Here is a 15237-nt window from a genome sequence, read left to right as displayed (position 1 = left end):
GTTTCATCAACTTTGGATAGTTCAGCTTTTTGATCATCAGTCGCTGCTGTGACTAGTTCAGATCGTGCTAATTTTAGTTCCGCTATTTTCTCATTTAACTTGGAAATTGCTAATTCCACTTCATCAGACGGAGGGTTATCTTTATCTAACACTGACTGGGCTGCTACTTGGGCTTTTTTCGCTTCTTCTTTTGCAGCTGTATACGCCCTTACAGAACTTGGTGTTTTCCCACTTGTTGGTTCAGGTGTTTCATCTATCAAATTTGTTATAGTCTGCTTGGAAGTAGTTAAACCAGACTTATCAGTTCTTAGAGCTGCTTTTTCCATTAATACATCAGTTACAAGCTTTTTATAATCTTGAGTGGCTTTCAAATTACCTTCTAATAAGTTTTTTACTTTTTCTAACTGAGCTTTATAAGCATTGATAGTTGTTTCTGTCTTACCTTTGGTATCAGCCTCTTCTGTTTCTTTCAATTTATCATAAACACGTTGTAATAAGCTTTTAGCTACTTTATTCGTGTCTTGTGTGATAGTGAAATCTACTCCTGTAATAGGTAAAGAATACTTGAGATCCCAAGCCTGATAACTCATCCCTGTTTCATTTTGATTTGCTAGGCTAATTCTTACTTTATATTTTTCAACACCTTTTGGCAACTCAATATTTCTACTTGTAAATGTTCCTGGAGTACCATTCGGAACATTTCCTGGTTCAGCAATTTTCTTCTCAGCCGCTTCCTTACCTATAAAATTTTGACGAGTCTTAGTTTGTCCTCGCACGAAACCATTCGACGTAGTTGAAATTCTAATTCCAGAGTTATTAGTTCCATCACTCGCCTTGGTTACTACCTTATCGTTATCCTTGGAATTTTTTTGTGGATCAAAAGTAGTCTCATACACTTTAGTTTCAGTAGTTCCAGCTATGCTGAAAACTTCTACCTTATAATTCGCCTTCTTACCTTCAGAATCTCCAGCATAACCTGTTTTAAATTTCACTACAACATTAGTGCCAAGCTCTGTAGAATAAGCTTTGAATACTTTCTCAATCCCTTGGAAATTTACTACATTCTTAGTAATTCCAGTACCTTCACCCAGTTCTCTATAGGTACTTCCATCAGCTACTACATCAGTCATATTCGCCCTAGTTCTACTTTTCGATAATAATAATGTGTAGTCACTAGTTCTATCAAAAGCTTGCTCTGTTAACCAAACAGTATCATCTAAGGTAGAGTTGATTGTCTCTAATGGGAAAACTCCATCAGCTGTTTTTCTCGCAATAACGAACTTACCATTCTCACCTACAGCTTTCCAGCCACCAAACTCATCTATCTCTAATACTTGTCCAGCAGAAACGTTTTTAGACGCTCCAAGATTATCCATATTCTTAGAAAGCTTGTCGTTATTTTCTACCTTATCAGGCAAATCCTGTAAAGCTTTAGCAAGCTGATTCACACTAGCATCAGCGCTTGGTGCTGTGTAAGTCTGGTTTGCCGATGGGTCATCCGTTGCAACATCTGCATCTGGAGTGGCACTTATATCACGTTTTTTACGTGATTTTGTTTTCTTGCTTTCTGTTGTTGCTGCTGATGTAGTAGATGTCTCTTCAGTTTTTACTCTTGCTTGTTCTTTATTTTCTACGCTATTTGCTTCTGTAGATGGCACCTCAGTATTTTTCTCTGCTGACTTTTCTTCTGTTGCTGAAGCAGTAGTAGATGTTTCTTCTTGTTCTTTTGAGACAGTAGGTGATTCCACTGATGGTGCGCTTGCATCAGTAGATGTTGGAGTACTTGTTTCTTCTTGACCTTTCGGAGCGGAAGCCTCACTAGTACCAGAATTTCCATCCAACTGACTGACTACTGGAGTCGCCCCGTAGGTTCCATTCTGGACATCTGGCTCTTTCAGTGGTGAGCCTTGTCTTCCCTCATTAGTTGGGGTTACACCTTGCTCTGTGGCAGACACTGTCCCATTTCCTGGAAACATGAACAAGGCTGCTACTGCAACACTAGCAGCTCCAAAACTAACCTTACGAATCGAAAACCGCAAGCGCTTTTCTCTATCTTCATTACCTTTATAAAACATATATCATTTTGCTCCTTTTCCGATAATTATCGGTTAATATATAATGGAAGGGCAAATAAAAAGCCCCCCCCTAAAATATTTGAGCATACTTTAGGTAGGTTTAACTCATTATACTCTCTTTCTTTTTATAAATCAAACATTATGAACTAAGCTTGATATCATGTATCTTATCGTGGAAATATTGACTTCATTTTCTCCTGAAATTGTTTTTTACCCAGCCTCAACATATATACGGCAAGCTGAAACCAACATTGTTTGACTTGATCGTCAAGCTTTTCACTTCACCACCTGCTAGCTGTTTTAAAAGAAAAAACGCTTGAAAAATCAGCGTTATTCTTCGTATATTATTAAAATATATGATTCTATCAGTTTTTTAGAAATATTTTATAGTTCAAGAACGATAAGCTCGAGAAACAGCTAGAGTTTCAAATTGCACTACTATCATACAAAACTCTTTGGTCCTATTTATTTTTATCACAATTTTGATTTATAGTTCTCCGAATACCTTTTAAATGTGAAAGCATTTCATTGGAGCTTTGAAAAATATATACACTGTTTTTATTCGTATGTTAACTTGATAGAATCTTTGTCTTCAAGCATTTTTTTAATGTTAACGACAGGCAATATGAAGTTGGGGAACTCATTACCCCGAGTAATCATATCAGATACGATAGGCCGAATATAGGACCAAAGAATTGCTAAACCATTCTCTTTAAGAAAAGTTTCAAAATCAATATCAAATTCTGTCTCGTCATATATAAATGAAAATTCTCCAACAATATCTACAATAAGCTCAAAAGCAGAATCATCTGAATCTATATTTCCTTGCTTTGTTATCAAGTTAACATAAGCAAGGTTTTCAGATTTTCTTATTAAAATCTGTGCAGACAATTCAGGCTGTAAATTAATAGTACTATTTGTTTGGTCAAAACTAGGATTTCTTCGATACGATACTTCATTTAAAAAGTAATCTTTAAATTGTAAAGAGGACATTAAGCTGCCACCTCACTATTTTCTTTTGTTGTAATTAAGTTTTCAGAATCTATTGGTAAATATGAAAAACATGACTTCTTGTTTTTTATATTATATTTAGGCATTGCATTTACTTTAGTTACAGAATTCAAATCATCAAACTCTTTTTGATTATTTAATTGAGGAGTAAAATGGATTTCATCTTTATATTTTTTAAGACTTCCTGATATATTCAAATCATAATCAAATTCATTGTTTACTGAATAAATTTTGTTGGCCTTAATATTTTCAACTAATTCTTGGAACATTGGAGAATCCATCAAAGAAAATTCTTCAGTTCCTAAAAAGTTTGACAATAAACTCATAAAAGCCTCCTTATTTATAAAATGTTTGTAATACAATTTAAATCACGGATACAAATTTCCTCTCCGTTCTTTCCGTTAATTACTGATAAAAATGGAATATCTGTATATGTTTTAGACTGCACGGCTTCATAATTCTTCCCATGCTGAGACGCTAAATCAAGCAACAGTTCAATAATTAATCCTTGATTTTGGTTAAGAAGAGTAGCTCTATTTTTGGCTCCGCTACCTGAAATACCTGCAATCTCACGTTCAATTTGAATAGATGCCGCTTGTCGATATTCCTCTAATAACCTTTGGTTTTTTGGGTTATCTAAAATAAAAATCTTATCTATAGATTTTAGGGTGATTTTAGCATGAATTAACTCAGGCCTAACCCCAGGTTTGCTTAGTTCAAATGACTTATACTTTGCGACATAAGCAGAAGCAATCGTTTTACCAGTATCTTTGTCAAAAGGTAGAAAAAAGTAAATACCATTACCCAAGTCGTTCGGATGTCTCTGTTTATGAATACCAGGTTTATATTTCTCATAAGAAAAACCAGCAGATAGAATCTTTTATTGATGGTGCCGTGCCACCCACTATATTGTAGCATAGAACTTCCTGATGAAGCTACTAACTTGATTATACTGTTAAAGCTTAGATAATTCAACTATTACGGGATTTTTTGAAAACATTCTAGCGATTTCCAGAACGGAACTGAGCATTAAGACAATAACTACCTCACCTTATCATACCGAAATTATCGGATTTTATCAGAATTAAAACCCCATAAAATCGGGCTTTTTCCATTCTTCAAGAAAACTCTTTTTTGAAGAATAGGATTGTAATTTCTGGTTCTAATCGTTCAAAATGCGTGTTTTTGCAAAATAGAAATGCAAGCCAGAACCTGCAAAAACATTATCTATTCTAAATAGTCTTTTTCTGTTATGACTCTTAATCTAGTAGAATAATTCTGGAATGTTGAGAATTTAAAGCGTTTAGGATCTTCAAGTTTGTTTCTATCGTTCATTTCTAAAGCACGGTTATAGTCTATAATAGCTTTCACTAACTTATTAATTATAGCTCTATCATTGTCCATTACTTTATAATAATCTTCGATTTTTCGAAGTCGAAAAGTAGTATTTAGCAAATAACTTTCATCTTCTAAAATCAAGGTTTTACCAATATCTAATCCTTCAACATACCCTTCTTTTGCTGAATTTCGAAGCTTATACTTCAACTGATACTTTTTAGGAATATAACTTCTAAATGGAATCAAGAAAGTTAGCCCCTGTATTTTGACAACAGTTACCGCAAATCCCCTTCCTTTATTCATTACTTCCTTCGTCTTAAAGTCATAGTCCATCGCTTGAATAAGGTCGTAATCCTTGCACATTTTAAATCAATTTGACCTAATTTTAACTTTTTGCTTTTCATTTCTATTCCCTAGATAAAAAGCTCACTAAAAAGTGAGCAACATTTCCAATGAGATACTTCTGTTGACGAGCGCGTCTCTCCGCCCCCTCATTGCCTCACGAAAAGGCTAGACGAATCGAAAGGAGGTGAGTTTTCCTGTTTTCAATTCTACTTATTCTTACACATTTTTTTAATTTTGTCAAACAAAAAAACGCAAGCCTAAGCCTGCGGTGAGTGTAATCTATTTTGAAATTTTTAAATAAAAAAGGAGCATTTAAGCCCCTCCTTTGAAATAACGGACCCTTTGGCTGGTCGGTGTACCCAGCATCTCAGATACCCTTTTGCAAGGTGTGGCAGGAACCTTTCTGCCCTCAAATGTCTTTCGTTAATGTTATTCTAGCACTATCTAATTTTTTGTCAAGTTTTCTCAATCTACCAGACTTGATACGTATTAGCTACACCCTCAACAAATTTATACTCTTCGAAAATCTCTTCAAACCTCCTCAGCTTCCATCTGAAACCTCAAAACAGTGTTTTGAGCAACCTACAGCTAGCTTCCTAGTTTGCTCTTTGATTTTCATTGAGTATTAAAAAACTCTCTTATCTGAAACCATCACAAAAAAACAATTGAAATACTAAGCCTACACAGACTGATTCCAATTGTTTTTTAGATTGTTTAACAATCAATTTTACCATTCTTCATAGTCAAAACCATCATAATCTGGATATTGTTCTGGCGGCGTTCCAACCGAACGTACGAGATAAGCTTCTTCGTCTTCCGCCTCGATTTCTCTCAGCACTTGGCATTCAAAACGCCATTCATCACCGAAGTCGAAAATAAACTTAAATTTTTGTTTGACACTTAGGATATCCAGATAGACATTTTCTGTGTAACGTTCTTCAACATCGTCACTAACAAAGCTAAGAAAGTAAGAATCTGCATGACTCCACGCAACATTATCCATGAAAAATGCATGAGCATGATCATTTGCAAAATCAAAACTCCATAAAATCACATCTTCTAGTTCTGCTAACGTTTTTGTTTTTGGAATTTGTATATGTCGGTAGCAACCTTTTTAAAATTTGACGAAAATGACCCAGGCTTCTACAGATGCTGGCTTTTCAGCTTCTATTTCTTGTTTTACTAATTTTAAGTGTACCACAATACCTCCAATTGCTAATCGATAGAATTGCTCTTAGGAAACATTCCCTTTCTGCTATTTTATCATAAGTTTGTCTAACTGTGGCATTTGAAACTAGATAATTCTTCTGTTTCACGCGAAACACCCTGCGCCAGGCAAGGTGTTCTTGTTTTTTATGTCGTATAAATCGTTGAAGCTGTCGCAATAGTATGCCACTGGTTGGCTGTTGTGGCTGCGAAGTCCTTGTCTGCGTAGAAGTCGTTAAATGGCAGAATTTCCACTTCCAGCTCATCGATGAGGTCAAGCTGACCAGCCAGGTAAGCCTCGATGCGGCTTTCTGCTCGCTTGATGCGTTGCAAGAGTCCGCCCATGCGGATGTCAACTGTATCCAAACCAAAGACCTTGTTTTCTTTCAGCCATTGGTGGCTAAAGAGGGCATGGAAGTGTTCAATTTGGCTTCTGAGTTCTGGTAATTCTTGTCTTGCGATTTCTTGCAGACTTTCCTTATCATTCGCTTGATAGGCTTGACGAATGCGCCGTCCCACATCTACTTTGCTACTTAAAATGGCATTCAACTGGGCCTGAGTTTCAAAGAGGTAAGCATAATTTCCTGCTTTTTCTTTAATGTCAGCAAGGGTCTCAGCTGCCTGAGCAAAGTGTGGTTTGTCCTGTTCAGGTGTCATGTGTCGGTCAAGAATGGGACAAAGAACATCCTGATAAAAGACATAGCGGTTGGGATTGATACCACTGAGATTTCCTGGTAGGTCTGGTAAAAGGTTGGCTAGGTCAATCTGCATGAAATCCTCAACTGATAGACCTGTATTAGTCTTGAAATGATCAGACAAACGGTCTAGGTCATTGCGGTAGCTGAGTTCTGCCCAGATTTGCAAACTTGGTAGGACAGCGAATTGGGCAGTTTCCCCACCATTGTCCCCCCAACCCGTCACGATGACTTCTTTGATGTCATTGGCACGGCAGGCTTTATTGGCCTCGATAGCCACTAGACGGCTGAAATGGTTGTTGGGTGTGAAACCAATCCACTTCCAAGCACCGCCTGCAAATGCAAGGTCATGGCTAATCTTGTGGTGATTACGGAAGTTGCGATTGTATTTTTCCTCGCTATCCTGATAATAGTCCCAGTAAACCAAAGTCACTCGGTCTTTGAGACGGTCTAGGTAGACACGCGTTTCCTCTGGAATTTCCACATCACGGTCGTACTGGCCATCTGCTGACATAAGTTTAAAGAACATATCGCTCCACATTTGGCAGTGGAAACCATATTTGTCAGCAATATCCAGCACGCGCTCCAAGTGTTGGCACATGAGAAGACTACGATCCACAACACCGTTCAATATCAAGTAACGTCCCAAGCCAACCAAGTGGGCTTCGTCCATCCCGATATTGACCTTGCGAGTTTGTAGTTTAGATAGAGTAGCAAACATGCCATCAATCAGGTCATAAACCTTTTCTTCGCCGATAAGAAGAATGTCCTCTACATCACGGAGCTCCTGGACTTCTTTGACACCCCATTTGACGAAGGCTGACAAGTGAGCCAAGGTCTGGATACATGGCACAAAGGTCATGTCAAACTGCTGGGCATAGGTTTCGATTTCCTTCAATTCCTCAGCTGAGTAGGCTCCACGGAAATAGCCAAAGTAAGGCTGCCCTTCAATCTGGTAGGTATCTTCCATGTAAAGCTCAAAGGTTGAGTAGCCCATGAGAGCCAAGACCTCAATCATCTGCTTGGCAGAAGCCACATTCAGCACTGCATTTCGAGAACAGTCAGCCATGTAGGCTAAATCTTCATAAGCCGCCTGCTCCTCAATCCCTACTTTGTCACCTTCTGCTAGAGCTGTTACCAACAAGGACAAGGCACGATAAAGTTGGTGGGGTTTGCGGTAGGTTAGTTGATAGTGTCCACCCTCACCCTTGATAGAGATAGAGGCTTGGTCAGACTGAGTGACAGCCACTTCAACATCTGGCAGAGAAATGTGATTTTTTAATACTTCAATAGCTTGCACTTGTTTGGAACTAAGTCCTGTAAATCTTACCATTGGTTTTCCTCCTGTAGCCAGTTGACAAGGGCACCGTAGAGATTAGCATCTGCATGATAGGTGCAGGCTTGGATAACGGGTGCGACCGTGTATTCTTCGTAGGTATCGACAAAGTCTTCAACAGCTTCCTTGACACCTTGGATAAAATCTGGATTTTGGCTGATAGAGCCTCCCAGACTGATGACATCTGGATCGATCAGATACTGGATATTAAGCAAACCTTGCGCCAGATTACGGTTCATGCGCTCAATAGCTTCTTGGCAAAGGGCATTTCCTGCTTCGGCCTCTTGGTAAATCTTGCGACCGTCCCAGTCAGTCTGACCAGATTTTTCAATCACGTAGCGTACCATATTCCCAGTTGATGCTAGTTGCGACCAGTTGTTGAGCTTTTCAGCAGGGGCAAGGGTAGTCATATAGCCAAATTCTCCACCCAGACCGTGGCGACCTCGGTGCAGTCGGCCATTGATAATCATAGCTCCTCCAATCCCTGTCCCAATCACGACACAGGCTGCATTTTCAAGTTCTGGATGAGCCAGTAATTCACTGAGTCCAACGCAGTTAGCATCATTTTCCAGATGGATAGGAATCTGATAAGAGCTAAGCGCCTCATACCAAGAAAATCCGTGAATGTAGGGTACTGCACTGAAGCCATCAATCACACCTGTCTCTTGATTGACCGCGCCTGGAACGCTCATAGCAATCCCACTGTAATCCTGTTCTGACAAGCGTTGATCTAGCCACGCTAGTAAATCCTCCAAGTTTTCAGGCGTTGAAATACTTGTCTTATCCAGTATTTTCCCATCAGGAGTCAGACTGGCAAACTTAATCCCAGTCCCTCCGATATCAATCGTTGCAATGGTCATTGTTTTTACCATAAAAAGGGGCGAATCAGCAGTTAGTTCTTACTTTTTCGCCCCTCCTTTCTTTTGATGTTTACTTTTTGAAATTAAATTTCTTCTTTTTTGATAAATTCTGTACGAATCTCTTGTGGAGCCAATAGTCCTGAATGAACTGGATATGGTCGCTCAAGTAAGTCAAGAATGGTTTGTTGATGTTCTGATATGCGCACATTTTCTTGACTCATATTATAGTAACGGAGAACATAGCCTTCTTCATTTTCAGCTACCTTAAAGGCTGTTGGGCAGATTTGCGGTATGCTGAGAACGGAATGGCTCAAGAGGCTACCAGTCGCAGCCACGCTTCCTTCCTGTCTAGCAAGCTGAAGGCTGGTAAATGGTGTCTGCAAGACTTTAGCACGACGATAGGCTGAGAAGCGTTCTTGGGCTTGGTGGCACTCAAGCGCAAACTCAACTTCAAACTCACGTAAGCATTGTGCTTCTGGTGTTGGGAAGTAACCCCAGTCACCTAGCTCACCTGATGCACGCAAAATAGTCACTGCAATGGTGTCGTCTCCAAGGATTTCGTATTCATTCAATCCCTTGTTGGATACAGTCACACCTTTTTCATCGTCATACAGACTAACAAAGGCTTGTTGGTGTTGAGGATTTTCAGGATTTTCCCATGAAGCTGCTGGTTTGTTTGGTCGTGTCACCACCTCATAGATGCTTTCAGAATCATTGCTTGGACGCGTGTTATGAGTCTTGACCAAGAGACGGATACGGTGATCCTTGGCAGTGTTGGTAAAGCGAGTCTTGCAACGGATTTGTGGATTGTCAACGAAGACAATCAACTCAGTTTCCAGAGGAATGCTTGTCAATTCTTCTGAACGTCCAGCCTCACGCTTCATGAACTCGATGATACCTTTTTGTTCTTCTTCTAGCTTTTCATCGGCACTGACAGGCACAGTCAATTCATGTTTGAGCAAAATCTTAGCGTAGCGAGCTGTGTTTTCCAAGACCTCGTAGCCCTTAAGCTCTGCATAGATTGGCTCTGTTCCTTTTGGTTGGAAGTAAATATACTCGTTTCCGATGTCACCACGGTCTTCGAAGCAGATAAAATCTTCATAGGCTTCGTGAGTTGTCTTGTCATAGACTGTGATGTTGTCATCCACACTCACCGTTACAAATGGCGTATCAATCACTCCGTTTTGGTAAATACCCTCACGGTGTTCTTGCTCTCCTTCCAGCAATTGGAAGGTTGTCCAAGAAAGCGGCGCTAGGTGAACTGGAATGGTCACGCGCACTTGTCGAGCAATACGAGCTTGGCGGAACTTGTCTTTTGGTAAATCGTACTCAAAATTAGCCCCAAGGTCTTCGATTGTAGCCTCTACAGGACGCCCATCCAAGTCCTCCACACGATAACTTGGCAAGGTTAAGGCAGCCATCTTCTTGTAACCTTCTGTTGGGTGCAATTCCTTAAAATCACAAGTCGCAACATCAATCACTGTGCTGACAGTATCGACCTTATCATGCAGGCCTGTGTTAATAACCGTAAAGAGATAGTCACTTTGAGCTTCGTGAGTTGCAATTTTGCCCTTCCACTCGTTGAGAAGATTGGTCTTAACAAAGGTTCCGACTTGGTTAACCTTGGCAAAACGAGTTTCCATCTCACGGTGAACTTCGTCCACGCTACAGCCACAGATACTATCATGCGGCGCATTCTGCAAAAGAGTTTTCCAAGCATAGGTCAACTGGTCCTTGTGGTTATGACCCCCAGTGATAATTGTCAAGGGTTCTACAACTTGCTCTAGGAGGTTGCTATTTTCTTGGAAGGCTTGTTTGAGATAAATACGAGATGAAGAAGTGTTGGCAAGTGTGTACCAGCCGTCTGTTTCCTGACTGGTCAACTCGCCTGTCACCGTTGATAAGTGTTCAGGAAGCGCACCTTCCACAGCTTGAACATATTCATCAAAAGAACTATGAACAAAGATTACATCCGGGAAGAGTTCATTTGCCACACGAATGGCTTCGCTCAGATTTTTCTGTACAGGCTGGTGGTCACAGCCGTTCATCATCAACCACTGGTTGGTCGAAGCGTAGCCACGCACGTCTGCCAGTTTTTGTTCCCAGAAGGTCAAGGCCTCGTCTTTATCAACTGGAATTTCATTCCCGTTACTGTACCAGTTGGCAAAGAGGATACCGAGGACACGACTACCATCCGCACCCTGCCAGTACATTTCTGAAAACTGGGATGTAAACTGCTCATCTTCGAGAACTTGGTTATCAAATCCAATCGGCTTCACACCACGCCCAAAGGCTGCCACGTGAATGCCTGATTTTTGAAGAATTTGAGGCGCTTGTCCCATATTTCCAAAGGTATCTGGGAAGTAACCAATCTGAGTAGATTTGCCCCATTTTGCAGCCTCCTGCTGACCGATAAGAGTATTACGGACATTGGCTTCACTTGAAATCAAGTAGTCATCCTGCAAGATGTAAAAGGGACCAATTTTAAGCTTGCCCTCGTCAATGTAACGTTGGACTTTATCGCGATTTTCAGGGCGAATCTCCAAGTAGTCATCAAGGACAATGGTTTGACCATCCAAGTGGAAGCTCTTGAACTCAGGGTCATTTTCAAAGAGATCAAAGAGATTGTCAAATAATTCCACCAACTGCATACGGTGGCTTTCAAAAGGCAAGTACCACTCACGGTCCCAGTGACTATGTGAGATAATATGTACAACAACATTTTCCATGAAGTAAAACCTCATTCTAAATTAAATTTTTAATGTTTTAAATGTAAACTTGTGATTCTGACAAGAATCAGTTGCGCTAAAGCATGTTCCTTAGCGAATATCTAGGTAATCCAAGACCAATTCACAGAACATCATGTTGGCCCAAGAGAACCATTCACGAGAGTAGAGAGTTGGGTCATCCACGTGGAAGCTTTCGTGCATGACACCTGTACCACCATCGCAAGCAACCAGCTGATCCAGCAAGAATTTCTTCTCTGTCTTATCTCTTGTTGTCAGGCCTTGGATAGAAAGGGCGATTGGCCAGATATAGCGATAGAAGGTATGAGAACTGCCGAGGCCACTAGCGTATTCTCCTTGGTAGAAATATGGATTTTCAGGGCTCAAAATGGTACGACGAGTTGCTTGATAGACTTCGTCGTCAATGTCGCAGTAGCCCAGATAAGGTGCAGCCAACAAACTTGGTACGTTTGGATCATCCATGATGCTAGCATTTCCTAGACCATCCACTTCAAAGGCATAAATCTTTTCGCCCTTGCTGTTGCTTGTGTAGGCGTAGTTTTCAATTCCTTCTTGGATTTCAGCCTGAAGACGCTTAGCGTCTGTGATAACACTCTGGCTATCAGCTAGGTTTAATGCTGCAAAGATTTCTTGCACATACCCTAAAACAACAACTGCAAACATATTGGACGGAATCAAGTAACTATACTGGCAGCAATCATCACTCGGACGAAAGGCTGACCAAGTCATGCCTGTCACTGCAAAATCAGGTCCAAAGCCATCATTTACCAAGGTGTCTTCCTTACGATCGGTATCACGAACAAAACGATAAGGAGAGTTCTTGTGGTCTTGTTCCACCGTCCACAGATGAAGAATTTCCTTAGTCGCTGCGACAAAAATCTCATCAAACTGACTAGTCTCGCCAGTCTCTTTCCAGAGAAGATAAGCCAACTGCAAAGGATAGCAAAGCGAGTCCACCTCATACTTGCGTTCCCAAATCCAGCCATTAAGGTCGGTGTGGTCAGTCTCGTGGTGACCCTTCCAGTTTTCCTCAATGTTAAAGGAATTGGCATAAGGATCCTTGAGTACCAAGGTCATCTGACGTTTGACCAAACCTGCAATGGTCTGACGCAGGAGCGAATCTCTTTTAGCCACATGCAGGTAGGGTCTGAGTTGAGCTGTCGAATCCCGAAGCCACATAGCAGGAATATCTCCTGTGAGCACAAAGGTTGAACCATCTTCAAGGATTTCAACCGTATTGTCCAAGGTGTCGGTGTAGCAACGCTCGAAAACATCCACCCACTCTGGATGGTCCTTAGCCCGCTCTGCCACTTCATCTAGCCATTCTCTAACAATTTCTTTTGAATAAATCATCGTGCAGTATCCTCTTTCAAACAAGTTTCATTTTCAGTATATAGCTTTTGAGGCAGAAAATACATACACAAATGATAGTCATTTTTCTACAAAATAGTTATCTTTGAAACTCCTTTTCTAAAGGCCCTCTTTTTCTGATATAATGTAGAAAAACAGCTAAAGGAAAGACTATGAAACCACTACTTGAAACCATCGATACCCGATTTGGAACTGCCAGCAAGCATGCCTTTTCTCGGGGAAATACCCTGCCATACACAGGCGTGCCTTTTGGGATGAATTACTTTGTTCCCCAGACCAGTGACCAGGAGGGAGCTTGGTTTTTCGATCCGCATCTGCCTATCTTTCAGGGGATTCGATTAACCCACCAGCCCAGCCCTTGGATTGGCGACTACTCTTGGCTCCTCCTGACACCTGTCACCGGTCAACTAGGTAGAGACAGTCTCTTCCATCGTCAGTCTTCTTATGATATGGATAAGGCCTCTTTCCAACCCCATTATCTGAAAATTTTCTCCCTGCGCTATCAGATTGAAACCCAGCTCACACCGACTTGCTACGGTGCTTCTATTCGTTTGGAGCAAAAGCAAGGCAAAGCCCTCTCCCTCTATCTTCACGCAGCAGATGAACTGACCGTGGAGCAAGTAGATAAGCGAACTCTTGCCCTACGACAAGAAGGTAAAACTGAAACCAACAAAAATCCACTAAAACTATTCACTGCCCTGCAAATGAATACGGATATTCTTGCTGTTAGCCAAGAAGGGGGAGACTGGCGAATTGACTTAGCAAGTAGTCATGCTGAGATTCAGCTAGCCACTTCTTTCATCTCGCCTTCTCAAGCACTGCTTAATCTACCTCAAGAAGATTTTGATAACTGTAAATCAAGTGCCCAAGCGGATTGGGAAAATCTCCTCCATCGTTTTGACGTTATAGAGACAGGGGAGGCTGACCGAACCTTCTTTGACCACTGCCTCTACAGACTCTTCCTCTTTCCTCAGACTTTTTATGAGGTTGATGAGTCAGGGCAAGTCATCCACAAGGATCTGACTACTGGATCTGTCAAGCCCGGTGTCCTCTTTAGCAACAATGGCTTCTGGGATACCTTCCGCACCACCTTCCCCCTCTTTGCCCTTGTCATACCAGAGCATTATCGTCTCTTTTTAGAAGGATTTCTCAATAACTACCGCGATACTGGTTTCCTTCCAAAATGGTTGTCTCCAGATGAACGTGGCATGATGCCCGGTACCCTTTTAGACGGCATTATCGCAGATAGCGCCTGTAAGGACATGGCCCCCGACCTAGAAGGAGAACTCTTCCAAGCCATGCTCGAAACAGCCAGCAAAGCCGACCCTCTCGGCATCAATGGCCGCCACGGACTAGCCCAATACCAAGAACTAGGTTACCTCTCTACCGACCACCATGAAAGTGTTAGCCATACTCTAGACTATGCCTATAGTGACTTTTGTATCGCCAGCTGTGCCAAAAAACTAGAGAACATAGAAATCGCTGAAACCTACAAGGCTGCTTCACAAAATTACCGCCAGCTATTTGACGCTGAGACAGGTTACATGCGAGCACGAGACAATCAAGGAAACTTTCACCCTGACTTCTCTCCTTATAGTTGGGGGCGAGACTACGCTGAATGCTCTGCCATTCAAGCTACTTTAGGCGTTCTCCACGACATCCCTGGCTTAATCCAACTGATGGGTGGAAAAGAAACCTTTAGCAACTATCTTTTGAAAGCCTGTCAAGATGCTCCCCTCTTTGAAACAACAGGCTATGGTTACGAAATTCACGAAATGAGCGAGATGGCTACTGCTCCTTTTGGACAAATAGCCATTTCCAACCAGCCTAGTTTCCACATTCCTTATCTCTTCCGCTACAGCGATTACCCTGACTACACTGCCCTTCTTATCAAGACGCTCCGTCAGAAGGCCTTTCACCCAAGTTGGCAAGCCTATCCTGGCGATGAAGACAATGGCAGTCTCTCAGCTTGGTACATCTGGTCAGCTCTCGGACTTTATCCGACCTGTCCAGGAAAACCAAGCTATGATCTCGGAATCCCTCTCTTTAATCACCTCCGTATCTACCTAGCTAAAGAAGGTAAATGGCTAGATATTCATACTGAGCAAAACCACAGCCACTTCAACTTTGTCAAAGAATGCCGACTGGACAAAAACCTAGTATCAACTATTCAACACCAAGACCTCCTAAAAGCTGATCAGCTAACTTTCACCCTCAGCTGGTTACCAAGCCAGCGTAACCGCCCAATAACGA

11 protein-coding genes are annotated in these 15237 nt (G+C 41.4%); 1 reads left to right on the top strand and 10 read right to left on the bottom strand.

Annotation, left to right across the window (positions count from 1 at the left end; genetic code table 11):
- From HT708_RS09020 to HT708_RS08975, 10 genes are all read right to left on the bottom strand, one after another.
- On the bottom strand, positions 1-2075 hold a 2075-nt coding region (locus tag HT708_RS09020; protein WP_172926280.1), incomplete at its 3' end, for a YSIRK-type signal peptide-containing protein.
- 558 nt (positions 2076-2633) lie between these two features.
- Positions 2634-3068 carry a protein-export chaperone SecB gene (locus tag HT708_RS09015; RefSeq protein ID WP_000096818.1) on the bottom strand — a complete coding sequence of 145 codons (435 nt, stop codon included), beginning with the start codon at positions 3066-3068 and terminating at the stop codon, positions 2634-2636.
- Positions 3068-3412, bottom strand: a complete 345-nt coding sequence (locus tag HT708_RS09010; RefSeq protein WP_000055345.1) for a hypothetical protein — start codon at positions 3410-3412, stop codon at positions 3068-3070. Before HT708_RS09010 ends, HT708_RS09015 begins: the two co-directional genes overlap by 1 nt.
- Positions 3413-3426: 14 nt before the next feature.
- Entirely contained in the window at positions 3427-3894 is a 468-nt protein-coding gene (locus HT708_RS09005) for a hypothetical protein (protein ID WP_240156210.1), read from the bottom strand.
- Between the two features lie 419 nt (positions 3895-4313).
- Positions 4314-4727, bottom strand: a complete 414-nt coding sequence (locus HT708_RS09000) for a hypothetical protein (RefSeq protein ID WP_230554378.1) — start codon at positions 4725-4727, stop codon at positions 4314-4316.
- 769 nt (positions 4728-5496) lie between these two features.
- Entirely contained in the window at positions 5497-5823 is a 327-nt protein-coding gene (locus HT708_RS08995) for a hypothetical protein (RefSeq protein ID WP_345889804.1), read from the bottom strand.
- A gap of 299 nt (positions 5824-6122) precedes the next feature.
- Positions 6123-8003: a beta-N-acetylhexosaminidase gene (locus HT708_RS08990; protein ID WP_172926279.1), complete on the bottom strand. Its 1881-nt coding sequence runs from the start codon at positions 8001-8003 to the stop codon at positions 6123-6125.
- On the bottom strand, positions 7997-8866 hold the full coding sequence (locus HT708_RS08985; protein ID WP_172926281.1) for an ROK family protein: 870 nt from the start codon (positions 8864-8866) through the stop codon (positions 7997-7999). Before HT708_RS08985 ends, HT708_RS08990 begins: the two co-directional genes overlap by 7 nt.
- 83 nt (positions 8867-8949) lie before the next feature.
- Positions 8950-11595, bottom strand: a complete 2646-nt coding sequence (locus HT708_RS08980; protein WP_172926278.1) for an alpha-mannosidase — start codon at positions 11593-11595, stop codon at positions 8950-8952.
- Positions 11596-11685: 90 nt separating this feature from the next.
- A complete protein-coding gene (locus HT708_RS08975; protein WP_172926277.1) occupies positions 11686-12966 on the bottom strand; it encodes a glycoside hydrolase family 125 protein in 1281 nt (426 codons plus the stop codon).
- A gap of 170 nt (positions 12967-13136) precedes the next feature.
- Between HT708_RS08975 and HT708_RS08970 the strand changes: the two genes are divergently transcribed.
- Positions 13137-15237, top strand: a 2101-nt coding sequence (locus tag HT708_RS08970; RefSeq protein WP_172926276.1) for a GH92 family glycosyl hydrolase, incomplete at its 3' end; no start/stop codon positions are given.

It is taken from the genome of Streptococcus sp. 3613 (assembly GCF_013277375.1).
GTDB classification, from domain to species: Bacteria; Bacillota; Bacilli; order Lactobacillales; family Streptococcaceae; genus Streptococcus; species Streptococcus pseudopneumoniae.
This window is presented reverse-complemented; position numbering and strand designations above follow the sequence as displayed.